Source organism: Sphingomonas sp. G5, assembly GCF_052660795.1.
Map to the genome: position 1 here is coordinate 2,807,303 of NZ_CP109660.1, position 13,330 is coordinate 2,820,632.

Here is a 13,330-nt window from a genome sequence, read left to right on the forward strand (position 1 = left end):
GACGGGGCGGTTCGATCGAGAGGTCTACTCGCCGCGCGAGATCGCGATCATCTCGTCGCGCGGAACCACCTTGATGCGCGCACGCTCGTGCGGCGCACCCAAGGCCATCTCGTGCTCGTCGAGGCGGTGCCAGCCCTCGAGGTCGGTCCAGCGCACACCACGCTGCTCGAGCAGGGCCGGGATCGCGTCTTCTTCGGGGTGCGCGGGCTGCCACCACTCACTCGCGTCGTTGATGACGTGGCGCACCGTCTCCATGGCATCCGACTTGGTGTGTCCGATGAGGCCGACGGGGCCGCGCTTGATCCAGCCGGTGGCGTAGACGCCGGGGATCCGCTCGTTCGAGTCGGCGGACAGCACCTGACCCTCGTGGTTCGGGATGACGCCGTGCTGCTCGTCGAAGGGGACGCCCGTCAGCGGCGATCCGAAGTAGCCGACCGCGCGATACAGCGCCTGGATGGGTACCTCGCGGATCTCGCCGGTGCCGACGACACCGCCCTCGGCGTCGGGCTTCGTGCGCTCGTACCGGAACGCGGCGACGCGGCCCCCGGCATCCTTCACGACCTCGACGGGCTTCGCCCAGAAGTGCAGGTGCAGACGGCGCGACGCCTCTCCGCCGGCGTTGTTCACGCCCGGGCGGGTGCGCCACTGCTGCAGGACGCGGTCGATGACCTTGACCTGCTTGTTGGTCTGGATCGCGGCGAGCGACGCCTCGTCGTAGTCGAAGTCCTCGTCGTACACGACCATGTCGACGTCGCGCAGCTCGCCCAATTCGCGCAGCTCGAGCGGCGTGAACTTCACCTGCGCCGGACCGCGACGGCCGAAGACGTGCACGTCGGTGACGGGCGAGGCCTTGAGCCCCTGGTACACGTTGTCGGGCACTTCGGTGGGCAGGAGGTCGTCGGCGTGCTTGGCCAGCATGCGGGTCACGTCGAGCGCCACGTTTCCGTTGCCGATCACCGCGACCGACTCCGCCTCGAGGGGCCACTCGCGCGGCACGTCGGGGTGGCCGTCGAACCAGCTGACGAAGTCGGCGGCGCCGTAGGAGCCGTCGGCGTCGATGCCGGGGATGTCGAGGTCGGCGTCGCGGATGGCGCCGGTCGAGAAGATGACGGCGTTGTAGTGCTGCTTGAGGTCGTCGAGGGTGATGTCCTCGCCGAAGCGCACATTGCCGAAGATGCGGATGTCTCCGCGGTCGAGCACCTCGCGCAGCGCCGTGACGACGCCCTTGATGCGCGGGTGGTCGGGAGCGACGCCGTAGCGGACGAGACCGTACGGCGCGGGCAGCTGCTCGAACAGGTCGATCGACACGTCGAACTGACGCTCGGACTTCAGCAGGATGTCGGCGGCGTAGATGCCGGCGGGGCCGGCTCCGACGATGGCCAGGCGCAGCTTCGTCATGGGTTCCTCTCGATCGCGATCGGGGGGGGGGTGGAAAGGGGGGTCAGGCCGAGCGATCGGCGACCGCGCGGGCGAAGCGCGTCAGCGCCTCGCGCACGGCGCCGTCGGGCAGCGGCGCGAGGGCGTCGATCGCCTCTTGCGACCACTGGTGCGCGAGGCGCAGCGTCTCGTGGGTGGTGTCGTGTTCGCGCAACTCGGCCAGCGGGCCGTCGAGCACCGAGGGGTCGGCTCCGGCGGCGATGCGCTGCTGGCCCTCGTCGATGCGCGCACGAAGATCGGCGGATGCCGCGTCAGAGCGGTGCCCGAGCAACAGGTACGGCATGGTGGGCACGCCCGCGCGCAGGTCGGTGCCGGGCACCTTGCCCGTCTCGGAGGGGTCGGGCGACAGGTCGATCACGTCGTCGAGCAGTTGGAAGGCCACACCGGCCTTCTCGCCGAAGACGACCATGGGCTGCTCGAACTCCTCCGGCGCACCGGAGTAGATGACCCCCGACTGCGCGGCGGCCGCGATCAGCGACCCCGTCTTGTCCGCAAGCACCTTGAGGTAGAAGTCGACGGGCTCGTCGCCCTCTTGCGGGCCCACGGTCTCGTGCATCTGGCCGAGGACGAGACGCTCGAAGGTGTCGGCCTGCAGCTGGATCGCGCGCTCCCCGCGGCGGGCCATGAGCTGGCTGGCACGGGCGAAGAGGAGGTCGCCGGTGAGGATGGCGATGTTGTTGCCCCACACCGTCTGCGCGCTCGGCACACCGCGGCGTTTGTCGGCACCGTCCATCACGTCGTCGTGGTACAGCGAACCGAGGTGGGTCAGCTCGAGGGCCGTGGCCACCTCGACGACCTCTTTCGTCGTTCCCTGACCGAGCTGAGCGGTGAGGATCGCGAGCATGGGCCGCACCCGCTTGCCGCCGGCCTCGTAGAGGTAGCGCGCGGTGACGTCGGCGAGCTTGTCGGCGCTGCGGACCTCGCCCTCGAGCTCGGTCTCGACGCGCGCGAGACCCGCCTCGACGGTGGAGAGCAGGGTGCGCGAACGCAGGCCGGCGAAGATGCGGTCACTCAGGCCCAGCTTGCCCGACAGGCGGGTGCCGGCCGCGGGCGGTCTCGGGGTCACGGTTTCAGCCTATCCTGGCGCGCTGAGGGCCCGCCGACGGTTTCTCGACGGTTCACAGGGGTTAGGAAGCGGAGCGGATGCCGCGGTGCAGCGCGACGATGCCGAAGGTGAGGTTGCGGTAGGCCACGTCGTCCCACCCGGCATCCCTCATCCACGCGGCGAGCGTCGGCTGGTCGGGCCAATCGCGGATCGACTCGTTCAGGTAGTCGTAGGCCTCGGCGTTGGAGCTCACGGCCTTCGCGACGATCGGGAGCACGCGATCGTTGTAGAAGCGGTAGAGCCCGTTGAACGCGCGGGACGGCGGGTGCGAGAACTCGCACACCACGATGCGCCCGCCGGGGCGCGTGACGCGCCGCAACTCGCGGAGCGCCCGACGCGGGTCGATGACGTTGCGGAGCCCGAACGACATCGTCACGGCGTCGAACTCCCCGTCGGCGAAGGGGAGGTCGGTGGCGTCGGCCTGCACGAACTCGAGGTTCGGCACGTCACCGTGACGGCGACGCCCCTCTTCGATCATGCCGCGCGAGAAATCGGCGGCAACGACGTGCGCTCCACTCGGCACGAACGCCATCGACGAGGTCCCGGTACCGGCCGCCAGGTCGAGGATGCGCTCCCCCCGCTGCGGCGCGACGGCGCGCAGCGTGGCGACGCGCCAGAGACGGTCGTTGCCGAGGCTCAGCACGGAGTTGGTGCGGTCGTACGCTGCCGCCACCTGGTCGAACATGCCGCTGACGCGCTGCGGATCTTTGCCGAGGTCGGCGCGGTTGGGTTCGCTGCTCACCCGTCGAGTCTAGGCGCGTGCCGTCGAGGGGTCTTCGGGGGTTGCCAGCGCGGCGAGACGTTCGAGCCAGGGGCCCGTCACGGCGTCGGAGAACGGCGCCTCGCGCGAGAGCACCCGGCGTTCCAGGTCGAGGGCCGTCGCCTCGAGGTGCGCGACGATCTCCGCCGGGTAGCCGTACCGCACGCGGTGCTCGTCCCACTCGTCGCGGTCGTCGATCCACGTGCCGCGCTCGTCGGTGCGGCGGACGACGTCGAGATCCATGTCGATGCCGCGGGGCACGCCGTCATCGTGCCAGCGCACGTCCCATCCCAGGTCGATGTAGACGGCCACCGGGTGCGGGTCGGCGTTGTGGGTGAAGGCCCAGTCACCCGTCGCCGGGACCAGCGTGACGTTCGGTTGACGACACACGAACTCGGCCCCCGGCCGAGCACTCCGCCATCCCACCTGCTGGCCGAACCACTCGCCCCACTCGTCGGAACCGAGGTAGACACTGTCCTGCACCCAGTGCGGCGAGCCGTCCCACTTGCGCCACTCGAACATCAGGCGGGTGCCGGGCGCGGGTCGAGGATCCATGTCCGGAGTCTAAAACGCGCGCGGACGCCCGCGTCTCGCTCGACGCCGAAGCATCCCGGTGCCGCGTCCCTCCGGCCCGCCGAACGCGGGTCTACGCTGAAAGACGTGCTGGAACCCGCGGAAGACGTCGTGCCGCGCCTGCGCGTGATCACGCGCGAGCTGCCCCCCATGGACGATGTCCTGGCGTACACGACCCCCTACGACCCCCTCTTCTGGAGTCGCCGCGGCGAGTCGCTCGCCGCCTTCGGCGACCTGCTCACCCTGCGCTACACCGGGGAGCAGCCGGGGGATGCCACCGTCTCGGAGCGCTGGCGCGCGATCGCCGCCGCCGCGGAGGTCGACGATCCCGTCCGGCTCCCGGGTACCGGCCTGGTCGCCTTCGGATCTTTCGTGTTCGACCCCCAGTCCGAGCGCGAGAACGTCCTGCGCGTCCCCGGGATGATCGTCGGCCGGCACAGCGGTCGCGCCTGGGTGACCCGCCTCGCCTTCGACGACACCCCCGACGAGCCCGAACCCGAGCTCCCGCCCCGATCCCCCTTCGGCCCGCACTGGTCCGCCACGCTCGGCCCCGGGAGGCAGACGGCGGAGAAGTACCAGGATGCCGTCCGCCAGGCCATCGAGGCCATCGGCCGTCGCGAGGTGGGAAAGGTGGTGCTGGCGCGCGACATCACCGGCACGGTTCCCGCCGGCTCCGACCTGCGTCGCCTGGTGCGTTCCCTTCTCGAGGGCTACCCGGACTGCTGGGTCTTCGCCGTCGACGGCCTGATCGGCGCAAGCCCCGAGACCCTCGTCACCGTCTCGGGCGGAACCGTCACCGCGCGCGTCCTCGCGGGCACGGTGGCGCGCGGCGGCGACGCCGACGCCGACGTCGCGGCATCCGTGGGTCTCACGCGGAGCACGAAGGACCAGGACGAGCACCGGTTCGCCGTGCAGAGTGTGCTCAAGGCCCTCGCCCCCCACACCTCGGCTCTCGCCGCCGCCGACGAACCCTTCACCCTCAAGCTTCCGAACGTCTGGCACCTCGCCACCGACGTCGAGGGCGAGCTGAGCGAGGATGCGTCTTCCCTCGACCTGCTCTCGGTCCTGCACCCCACTGCCGCCGTGGCGGGTACGCCCACCGCCGTCGCCATGGACGTCATCCGCCGCCTCGAGCCCTTCGACCGCGGCCGCTACGCCGGGGCGGTCGGCTGGACCGCCGCCTCGGGCGACGGCGAGTGGGCCATCGCCCTGCGGTGCGCGCAGATCGACCGTGCGGCCCCCTCGTCGCCCACGGCGCCGATCACGGCCTACGCCGGGGCGGGCATCGTCGCCGACAGCGTGCCGGAATCGGAGCTGCTCGAAACGCGCGTGAAGTTCCGCCCGATCGTCGAGGCACTCGCCTGACTCACGAGTTCGCGAGCCGCTCCTTCTCGACCTCGACGTCGTAGTCGGCCGCGGGCCACCGCGGGTCGATGTCTTCGAGGGCGTCGATCAGCAGCTGCTGGACGGCGAGGCGGGCGTACCACTTGCGATCCGCCGGAACGACGTGCCAGGGAGCGATCGGCGTCGACGTCCGCTCGATCGCGACCTGGTACGCATCCATGTAGGCGTCCCAGAGCTTTCGCTCGTCGACGTCGGACGGGTTGTACTTCCAGTGCTTGTCGGGACGCTCGAGACGTTCGCCCAGGCGCTCGCGCTGCTCGTCCTTCGAGATGTGCAGCATGACCTTGACGACGCGGATGCCCATCTCGGCCGCCCGCGCCTCGAACGACACGATGGCGCCGTAACGGCGTTCGATCTCGTCGCGCGGGGCGAGTTCGCGCACCCGACCGATCAGCACGTCCTCGTAGTGCGACCGGTCGAAGACGCCGAGGCGTCCGGCATCGGGCAACCGCTTCTCGATGCGCCAGAGGAAGTCGTGCTCGAGCTCCTCGGCGGTGGGCTTCTTGAACGAGGCGAGCTCCACGCCCTGCGGATCGACGGCGCCGACGACGTGCCGCACGATTCCGCCCTTGCCCGCGGTGTCCATCGCCTGGAGCACGAGCAGCACCGAACCGGTGGCGGTGCCGGCAACGCTCTGGGCGAAGAGACGCTCCTGCAGGCCCTCGAGCGGCGCACGACCCGCCTCGAGATCGGCTCGGCCGTCGTTCTTGTCTCCGCCGTAGCCGGGCGTCGAGCGCGGGTCGATGTCGGCGAGGCGGAACCCGGGCTCCACCCGCAGGGCGTCGGCGGCGGGCGTGGACCAGCGGTTCTTGGAAGTCATGGGGTCATGCTGCCGCGGCATCCAGGGTCATCGCCACCCGTTGACGGGCCGGATTCAGCGCGGGAGGGGGACTTCGATCAGCTGCCGCCCGCCGGTCGGGGCGGTGAGCACCTGGTCGAGGGCGACGCGGGTGGCGCAGCGGTGATACTCCCACCCGAAGGCGAGGGCGAGCTGCTCGAGCCGGGCCGTGTGCGGCGTGTACTGCACGCGCGCCATGGCATCGTCGCCCGCGACCGTCGCCACCTCGAGACCGTCGAAGATCGTGCCACCACCGTCGTTCCCGACGACGACCTGCAGGCGCGGTTCGGTCTCGCCGGGGGGCAGCATCAGCGCGCCCACGTCGTGCAGGAAGGCGAGGTCGCCGAGCAGCAGACGCGTCACCCCGGGGCGTTCCTCGACCTGACTGGCCAGGGCGACCCCCGTGGCCGTGGCGATGGTTCCGTCGATGCCGGCGAGCCCGCGGTTGGAGTGCACGGCGACCTTCTTGCCGCCGAGCAGCTCGTCGGCGACACGCACGATGCGCGACGAACCGAACACGAGGCGGTCGTGGGGCCAGGTCGCGCGCCAGAGCGCGTCGACCAGCGCGGGGCGATCGAGGGGCGCGCGCATGACCTCGACCTCGGCGTTGATCGCCCCGAGCCGCTCGTGAGGGACGACGGAGGCGAGTCCGTCGGCGTCGGGGGCGGGTGGCGAGAGGTCGACGGCCCGGGCGCGCGAGGCACGCATCCACTCCCCCAGCCACGCGCGGTCGCTCTCGCCCACGCCTGCGCGGACGGCGTCGACGGCGAGGGTGGAACCGTTCAGGTTCACCGGTTCACCCGGCCCGCGCACCGCGATCACCTCGACGTCGTCGCGCATCAGCAACCGGGTGACCTCGCGACTGAGCGTGGGCCGACCGAACACGACCGCGCGTTCGATGCGTCCGCCGAGTTCGGGGGCGTTCACGAGCGCGCGGTATCCGTGCACGATCTGCCGACCGAAGCGCGAGCCGCTGACGATCTCGGCGATCAGGGGGAAGCCCCCGTCGTGGGCGAACTGCTCCGCCGCGGCCCCCGCATCGGCGCCCGCGACGACAACCGTTCGCGGCCCGGGCTCGACCACGTACGCCGCCTCGGCCTCGGGCGCCACGTCGGCTTCGCCGATGCCCCCGCCGCCCTGGTAGAGCGCTCCGGAGCCGTCGGCGTTCTCTCCGGCGGGACGGGCTCCGGATGCCGCCCGCTCCGCCACCCACGACGGAGCCGCCCCCGCGAGCGGCTCGCGGAACGGGACGTTCAGGTGCACGGGACCCGCGGCCCGCGCACCCTGACCCCGCGCCGCGGCGAGCGCGGAAGCCGCCACGGCATCGAGCTCGGCGGTCTGCGCAGAGCTCGCGTCGTCGTCGGTGACCGTGGGGACCGCCAGATCGGCTTCGAGGCGGACGGCGGAGCGGAACAGCCCCGGCTGCCGCGTGGTCTGGTTCGCGCCGACCCCGCGCAGTTCGGGAGGCCGATCGGCGGTGAGCAGCAGGAGGGGTACTCCGGCGTGATGCGCCTCGAGGGCGGCCGGCACGAGGTTGGCCACGGCGGTGCCGGAGGTGCAGACGACGACCGCCGGCATCCCGGTCTCACGCCCGATGCCCAGGGCGGTGAAGCCGGCGACACGCTCGTCGATGCGTACGTGCAGGTGAACGAGTCCCTGGCGTTCGAGCTCGGCGGCGACGAGCGCCAGGGCCTGGGATCGGGAACCCGGGCTCACGACGATGTGACGGACGCCGCGGGAGACGAGACCTGCCAGGAGGGCGGCGGCCGCGTCCGTCGCCGGCGCGGCCGCGCGCGCGTTGTCGAGGACCACGACTCAGCCGACGGCGCCGCGCTGACCGCGGGTGTCGTCGTCACCCTTGCCGGGGGTGTCGTCCGGGTCGGTCGTCTTCTTCGGGGGCTGCGGGTCGTCGGCTTCGGAGTCGAGCTGCGCCAGCTCCTCTTCGAGACGGCGGATGCGCTCGTCCTGCTCGGCGCGCGCCGACGCGGTCATGCGACCGAGGAACTCGGGGTCGTCGTCGGGGGCGCGTCGCACGACCGTCTGGGTCGCTCGGCCCCGACCGATGGCGAACCACAGGATGCCGCCGAGCACGGGGAGAAGGATCACGATCGCCAGCCACGCGGGCTTGTTGACGCCGCGATGGCGAGAGGGGCTCTGCACGGCGCAGTCCACGATCGTGTAGACCCAGAAGACGGTCGCCACGAGCGCCAGGATGAGAAGCAACCGTGCCATGAACTGATTCTACGTGCGCCGGCTGGGCAGGGGCCCGGAGCCGGCGCGCGGTCTTCCACGCTCGAACCACCCGGGATCGCCGCAGAAGCGCCCGCCGTAGAATGACGGTATGCGCGCTCGTTCGGCCCTCGTCTACACGGTGCTGCGTTTGCTCGCCTTCCTCGTGCCCCTCGGGATCCTGCTGCTGTTCCCGGTGTTCCAAGAACTTCCGTGGCTCGCCGCCATCTTCGCCGCTCTGATCGGCTTGAGCCTGTCGACGCTGTTCCTGCGTCGTCCGCTCGACAAGGTCACCGGCGGTCTCGCCGAGCGTCGTGCGCAGCGCACCGCCACCGGTCGCCGGACCGGTGCTCAGACCGACGCCGACGCCGAAGATGCGGTGGTAGATGCCACGCGCACCGACGTCGCCGAGGACCCGAGCGCGGCGGGCGAGGCTTCGCGCGGCTGATCGCCGCCCCTCGAGGGTGTCGACGGGCCGGTTCTCGCGCTGACGCCCGACGGCCGCTTCGCGCGAAGCGCCGTCAGACCGCGAACGCCCCGAACAGGACCGCGCCGTACGCGACCGAGGTGAAGCTCGTCACCTGCAACGCCGTGATCAGCTCTCGCGGGGCACGGTAGGTCCACACGATGAGAATCGCGGCGAGACCACCGAGCAGAGGGATTGCCTCCAGCCACGCGACCGGGTAGACCTGCGCCAGGAACGCCGCGATCCCGAACGGCACGAGCACGAAGACCGTGAAGATCACCTGCGTCGCGCGGCGCCCGATGAGCACCGAGAGCGTGCGCTTGCCCGCGAGACGGTCCTGCTCGATGTCGCGCAGATTGTTGGCCAGCAGCACGGCGCACGCCAGAAGACCCGCCGAGACCGCGCCGAACCAGGCCTCCTGCGGCAGCGACAGCACCTGCAGCCACGTCGTCCCGAGGGTGGCGACGAGACCGAAGAAGACGAAGACGAAGATCTCGCCCATCGCGTTGTAGCCGTACGGGCGCTTACCGCCGGTGTAGAACCACGCCGCGACGATGCAGACGGCGCCCACCGGGAGGAGCCACCACTGCCCCGTGCGGATCACGAGCGCGAGACCGATGATCGCGGCGAGCGCGAAGAACGCCAGGGCGACGAGCAACACCGTTCGCGGCTTCGCCTTCTTGCCGCCGGTCAGACGCCCCGGCCCGACACGCACATCGTCGGTACCGCGGATGCCGTCGGAGAAGTCGTTCGCGTAGTTCACGCCGATCTGCAGGGCGAAGGCGACGGCCAGGCACGCGAGAGCGATGACCCAGTGGAGATCGTCGTCGACGAGGGTGGCCGCACCGGTTCCGATGAGCACGGGGGTGATGGCCAGCGGCAGGGTGCGCAGGCGTGCGGCGGCGATCCAGTCGCGCGCGGTCGCCGGGGCGACGGCTCGGGGAGCACCGCTCTTCGCCCTCTGCGGGTTTCCGCCGGGACGACGCTTCTTGGCGGTGTTCGGACGCTTGCGAGACTGGGCTGCCACGAAGGGTCAGTCTAATCCCGCGGGTTCTGCCCGCCCTCGCCGACGAGGCGCCGCAGCATCGCACGATCGGGCTTGCCCGATCGCAGCGTCGGGAGCTCGTCGACCGCGACGACGCACGCCGGCCGCGCGGGCGCTCCGACGGCCGTACCGACGACCTCGCGGATCACGGCGAGCAGATCCCGTTCTCGAGACGCCGCGATCCCCGGCACCACCACGGCCGATCCCTGGCCCCAGGCGGCATCCGGGATCGGTACGACGACGGCGGATTCCAGACCCGGGATGCCGCGCACAGCGGCCTCGACCCGGTCGAGCGAGACGTTCACCCCTCCCGAGACGATCACGTTGTCGAGGCGACCGGTGACGTGCAGCACGCCGTCGTCGATCTGACCACCGTCGCCGGTGCGGTACCAGCGCGTGCCGTCGGCGCGAGGGAACACGGACGCCGTGCGCTCGGGATCGCCGAGGTAGCCCTCGGCCAGAGTCGGACCCGACAAGCGCACCTCGCCGTCAACGATCGCCATGCCGACGCCGTCGAGGGGAACGCCGTCGTACACGCAGCCGCCGCTGGTCTCACTCGAGCCGTAGGTGCGCACGACGCGCGCCCCGGCTGCCTCGGCCCGTTCCCGCACCGAGGGAGCGAGTGCCTGCCCCCCGATGAGGATCGCCTCGAACGAACGCAGCGCCTGGGCGACGGTGGCGTCGTGCTCGGCGGCATCCAACAGTCTCTGCAATTGCGCGGGGACGAGCGAGGTGTAACGGGGGACGCGGGCGCCGTCGAGGTGCGAGGCCATACCGAGGGCCGCGGCGGCGAACGGCTCCGGCCGGAAGGGCCCGGCGACGACCGCGGGCTCGCGATCGGCGAGGAGTGCCCGCACGATCACCTGGACACCCGCGACGTAGGTCGCCGGGACCGCGAGCAGCCACGCGCCCTCCCCGATGCGGGCGGCCGTGGCGTACGCGCTGCTGATGAGGGCGTTGCGGCTGATCACGACCGACTTCGGCACACCCGTCGAGCCCGAGGTGGTCACGACCACGGCGGTGCCCGGGGGCACGTCGCCGAGAAGCCCCGCGCCGCCGAGGGCCACGGCCGGCCCCGCACCGAGGACGGCCGCACGCAGAGCGCGCACCACGTCGCGCGGATCGTCGGATGCCGGCGCCTCGAGCCTCACGCGACGACCTCGCCGGTCAGTAGTGCCACGGCACGTCGGACCAGTCGGGGTCGCGCTTCTCGAGGAACGAATCGCGCCCCTCGGCGGCCTCGTCGGTGCCGTAGGCGAGACGGGTGGCCTCTCCGGCGAAGAGCTGCTGGCCCACGAGTCCGTCGTCGACGGCGTTGAAGGCGTACTTCAGCATGCGGATCGCGGTGGGCGACTTCGTCAGGATCGTCCGCGCCATCGACAGAGCCTCCCGCTCGAGCTCGGCGTGGGGTACGACGCGGTTGACCGCGCCCATCTCGTAGGCGCGCTCGGCCGAATACTCCTCGGCGAGGAAGAAGATCTCGCGCGCGAATTTCTGCCCGACCTGGCGCGCGAAGTACGCCGAGCCGTACCCGGCGTCGAACGAGCCGACGTCGGCATCCGTCTGCTTGAACCGACCGTGCTCGGCACTTGCGATCGACAGGTCGCAGACGACGTTGAGCGAGTGCCCGCCGCCCGCAGCCCACCCGGGGACGACCGCGATGACGACCTTGGGCATGAAGCGGATGAGACGCTGCACCTCGAGGATGTGCAGGCGTCCGGCGCGACCCGGGTCGTGCACGGTGGTCTCGTCGGTCGAGTACTTGTAGCCGTCTCGACCACGGATGCGCTGGTCGCCACCGGAGCAGAACGCCCACCCGCCGTCCTTCGCGCTGGGGCCGTTGCCGGTGAGCAGGACGACCCCGATGCGGTGGTCCTGGCGAGCGATGTCGAGGGCGCGGTACAGCTCGTCGACGGTGTGCGGCCGGAAGGCGTTGCGCACCTCGGGCCGGTCGAATGCGATGCGCGCGACGCGCCCATCGTGCGTCACGTGGGCGGTGATGTCGGTGTAGTCCGCGGCGCCGGGCGCCAGGGTCCATTCCGTGGGATCGAAGAGCTCGGAGACGGTCACCCGATCAGCCTACGCGCGGGGGTCTCCGCGAGCGGGGGTTCGAGGGCGGTAGACGACCGCCGCCGTACCCCGTAGCCTGAACGACCCGACGATCGGAGTCATCATGGCGAAGAAAGTGTCGATCCTGGGCCGCATCCGCGAGTACTTCCTCGGAGCGCCCGCACACGAGCAGTCCGAAGACGCGCGGCGGTCGCTGAACCACCAGAGCGAGAGCGCGTACTACCAGGGCGAGGCCGCGAAGAACTGGACGGGGACGTCCGGGGGCGCGCAGTTCACACCGTGACCGCGACGGCGCCCCGACATCGCCGGGGCGCCGTCGTCGTCACGCGTTCTTGCCGTCGCGCCAGCGCAGCCAGCGCTCGACGAGCGAGTAGTCCCAGTCCGGACCGCCGAAGCCGAGGGTGAACAGGCGCGTGCCGGCGTCGTAGAGGGCGTCGGCGACGTCTTCGTCACGATCCTTCAACTCGTTCGAGACGACGAGGCCCGACAGGTCGCGCTGCTCGGCCTCGGCCCACTTCTCGATCACCCCGAACTTGTGCGGCAGCTCATCGGGGGTGACGAAGCTGTGCCAGATGTCGGCGTGACGCGCGACGATGCGCAGCGTCTTCTGCTCGCCCTTGCCGCCGATCATGACGGGGATTCTGCGGGTGGGTGCCGGGTTGAGCTTGCCCCACCGCGCGACGACCCGGTCGAGGTCGGTCGCCAGGGCGTTCAGCCGCGAACCGGCGGTGCCGAAGTCGTAGCCGTACTCGTCGTAATCGCGCTGGAACCAGCCCGAGCCGGTGCCGAAGATGAAGCGACCCGTGTCGCCGCCCTTCTTGCTGATGTGGTCGACGGTGCGGGCCATGTCGGCCTGCAGATCGGGATTGCGGTAGCTGTTGCAGTTGACGAGGGCGCCGAACTCGACGCGCTCGGTCTGCTCGGCCCAGGCGGAGAGCATGGTCCACGACTCGAAGTGCTCGCCCTCGGGGTCACCGTAGAGGGGATAGAAGTGGTCCCAATTGAACAGGACGTCGACGCCCATCTCTTCCAGACGGAGGACGGCGTCGCGGATGTCGGAATACTGCACGTGCTGCGGCTGGATCTGCACGCCGAGCCGGACGGGGGTATCGAAGAGCATGGCGTCAGCCTATGCCCGTGTCTGCGCGCCGAGACGGGTGGACCGCGAGATCGATCTCACATAGCGTGGAGGGCTACCGACGATCGGAGTCAGCATGACGAAGAAGATGTCGAAGCTCGCGCGGCTACGCGATTACCTCTTCGGTCCGCGCCGCACGCACGAGCAGGCCGAGAACGCTCAGCAGTCGCTCGATTCGCAGAAGGACCTGTCGTCCTACACCGTCGAACGCCAGACGTTCTGGCTCGGCGGGTTCGGCGGCGGCGGACCGCGCTGAGCGGCAGGA

General features: G+C 70.9%; 15 protein-coding genes. 4 read left to right on the top strand and 11 right to left on the bottom strand.

The genetic code is table 11. The annotated features are described in order from the left end of the window. Positions 1–24: 24 nt before the first annotated feature. The 4 genes from NE358_RS13515 to NE358_RS13530 form a co-directional block, all read right to left on the bottom strand. Entirely contained in the window at positions 25–1,398 is a 1,374-nt protein-coding gene (locus NE358_RS13515) for an FAD-dependent oxidoreductase (protein WP_116239278.1), read from the bottom strand. Between the two features lie 43 nt (positions 1,399–1,441). Further along, a complete protein-coding gene (locus NE358_RS13520) occupies positions 1,442–2,503 on the bottom strand; it encodes a polyprenyl synthetase family protein (RefSeq protein ID WP_103205878.1) in 1,062 nt (353 codons plus the stop codon). 61 nt (positions 2,504–2,564) lie between these two features. Continuing rightward, positions 2,565–3,284, bottom strand: a complete 720-nt coding sequence (locus tag NE358_RS13525; protein WP_116239280.1) for a demethylmenaquinone methyltransferase — start codon at positions 3,282–3,284, stop codon at positions 2,565–2,567. 9 nt (positions 3,285–3,293) lie between these two features. Next, a complete protein-coding gene (locus NE358_RS13530) occupies positions 3,294–3,857 on the bottom strand; it encodes a DUF402 domain-containing protein (protein WP_103205876.1) in 564 nt (187 codons plus the stop codon). A gap of 105 nt (positions 3,858–3,962) precedes the next feature. On the opposite strand from NE358_RS13530, the gene NE358_RS13535 reads away from it, so the two are divergent. Next, positions 3,963–5,240, top strand: coding sequence for an isochorismate synthase (locus tag NE358_RS13535; RefSeq protein WP_499317946.1), 1,278 nt, complete (start codon positions 3,963–3,965; stop codon positions 5,238–5,240). A 1-nt stretch (position 5,241) separates the two neighbouring features. On the opposite strand, the gene NE358_RS13540 is transcribed toward NE358_RS13535, so the two are convergent. The 3 genes from NE358_RS13540 to NE358_RS13550 are packed head-to-tail and all read right to left on the bottom strand — an operon-like array spanning position 5,242 to position 8,349. Then, a complete protein-coding gene (locus NE358_RS13540; protein WP_289939330.1) occupies positions 5,242–6,099 on the bottom strand; it encodes a polyphosphate kinase 2 family protein in 858 nt (285 codons plus the stop codon). A gap of 54 nt (positions 6,100–6,153) precedes the next feature. Further along, positions 6,154–7,929: a 2-succinyl-5-enolpyruvyl-6-hydroxy-3-cyclohexene-1-carboxylic-acid synthase gene (gene menD / locus NE358_RS13545; RefSeq protein WP_289939334.1), complete on the bottom strand. Its 1,776-nt coding sequence runs from the start codon at positions 7,927–7,929 to the stop codon at positions 6,154–6,156. A gap of 3 nt (positions 7,930–7,932) precedes the next feature. Next, positions 7,933–8,349, bottom strand: coding sequence for a PLDc N-terminal domain-containing protein (locus tag NE358_RS13550; RefSeq protein ID WP_103205873.1), 417 nt, complete (start codon positions 8,347–8,349; stop codon positions 7,933–7,935). Positions 8,350–8,458: 109 nt separating this feature from the next. Here NE358_RS13550 and NE358_RS13555 point away from each other — a divergent pair, with 109 nt between their 5' ends. Beyond that, the gene (locus tag NE358_RS13555) at positions 8,459–8,794 is read left to right on the top strand and encodes a DUF4229 domain-containing protein (RefSeq protein WP_289939338.1); all 336 of its coding nucleotides are present in this window, start codon (positions 8,459–8,461) and stop codon (positions 8,792–8,794) included. Between the two features lie 73 nt (positions 8,795–8,867). Here NE358_RS13555 and NE358_RS13560 read toward each other — a convergent pair whose 3' ends face one another. The 3 genes from NE358_RS13560 to NE358_RS13570 are packed head-to-tail and all read right to left on the bottom strand — an operon-like array spanning position 8,868 to position 11,927. Beyond that, positions 8,868–9,839, bottom strand: coding sequence for a 1,4-dihydroxy-2-naphthoate polyprenyltransferase (locus NE358_RS13560; RefSeq protein WP_103205871.1), 972 nt, complete (start codon positions 9,837–9,839; stop codon positions 8,868–8,870). An 11-nt stretch (positions 9,840–9,850) separates the two neighbouring features. Beyond that, the gene (locus tag NE358_RS13565; protein ID WP_289939340.1) at positions 9,851–11,008 is read right to left on the bottom strand and encodes an AMP-binding protein; all 1,158 of its coding nucleotides are present in this window, start codon (positions 11,006–11,008) and stop codon (positions 9,851–9,853) included. Positions 11,009–11,024: 16 nt separating this feature from the next. Next, positions 11,025–11,927 (bottom strand): 1,4-dihydroxy-2-naphthoyl-CoA synthase, encoded by a 903-nt coding sequence (locus tag NE358_RS13570; protein ID WP_289939341.1) that lies wholly within the window; start codon positions 11,925–11,927, stop codon positions 11,025–11,027. Positions 11,928–12,030: 103 nt separating this feature from the next. On the opposite strand from NE358_RS13570, the gene NE358_RS13575 reads away from it, so the two are divergent. Beyond that, positions 12,031–12,210, top strand: coding sequence for a hypothetical protein (locus NE358_RS13575; protein WP_116239286.1), 180 nt, complete (start codon positions 12,031–12,033; stop codon positions 12,208–12,210). A gap of 39 nt (positions 12,211–12,249) precedes the next feature. Here NE358_RS13575 and NE358_RS13580 read toward each other — a convergent pair whose 3' ends face one another. Continuing rightward, positions 12,250–13,047 carry an LLM class F420-dependent oxidoreductase gene (locus NE358_RS13580; RefSeq protein ID WP_103205867.1) on the bottom strand — a complete coding sequence of 266 codons (798 nt, stop codon included), beginning with the start codon at positions 13,045–13,047 and terminating at the stop codon, positions 12,250–12,252. A gap of 94 nt (positions 13,048–13,141) precedes the next feature. On the opposite strand from NE358_RS13580, the gene NE358_RS13585 reads away from it, so the two are divergent. Next, positions 13,142–13,321: a hypothetical protein gene (locus NE358_RS13585; RefSeq protein ID WP_116239287.1), complete on the top strand. Its 180-nt coding sequence runs from the start codon at positions 13,142–13,144 to the stop codon at positions 13,319–13,321. Positions 13,322–13,330: the final 9 nt, after the last annotated feature.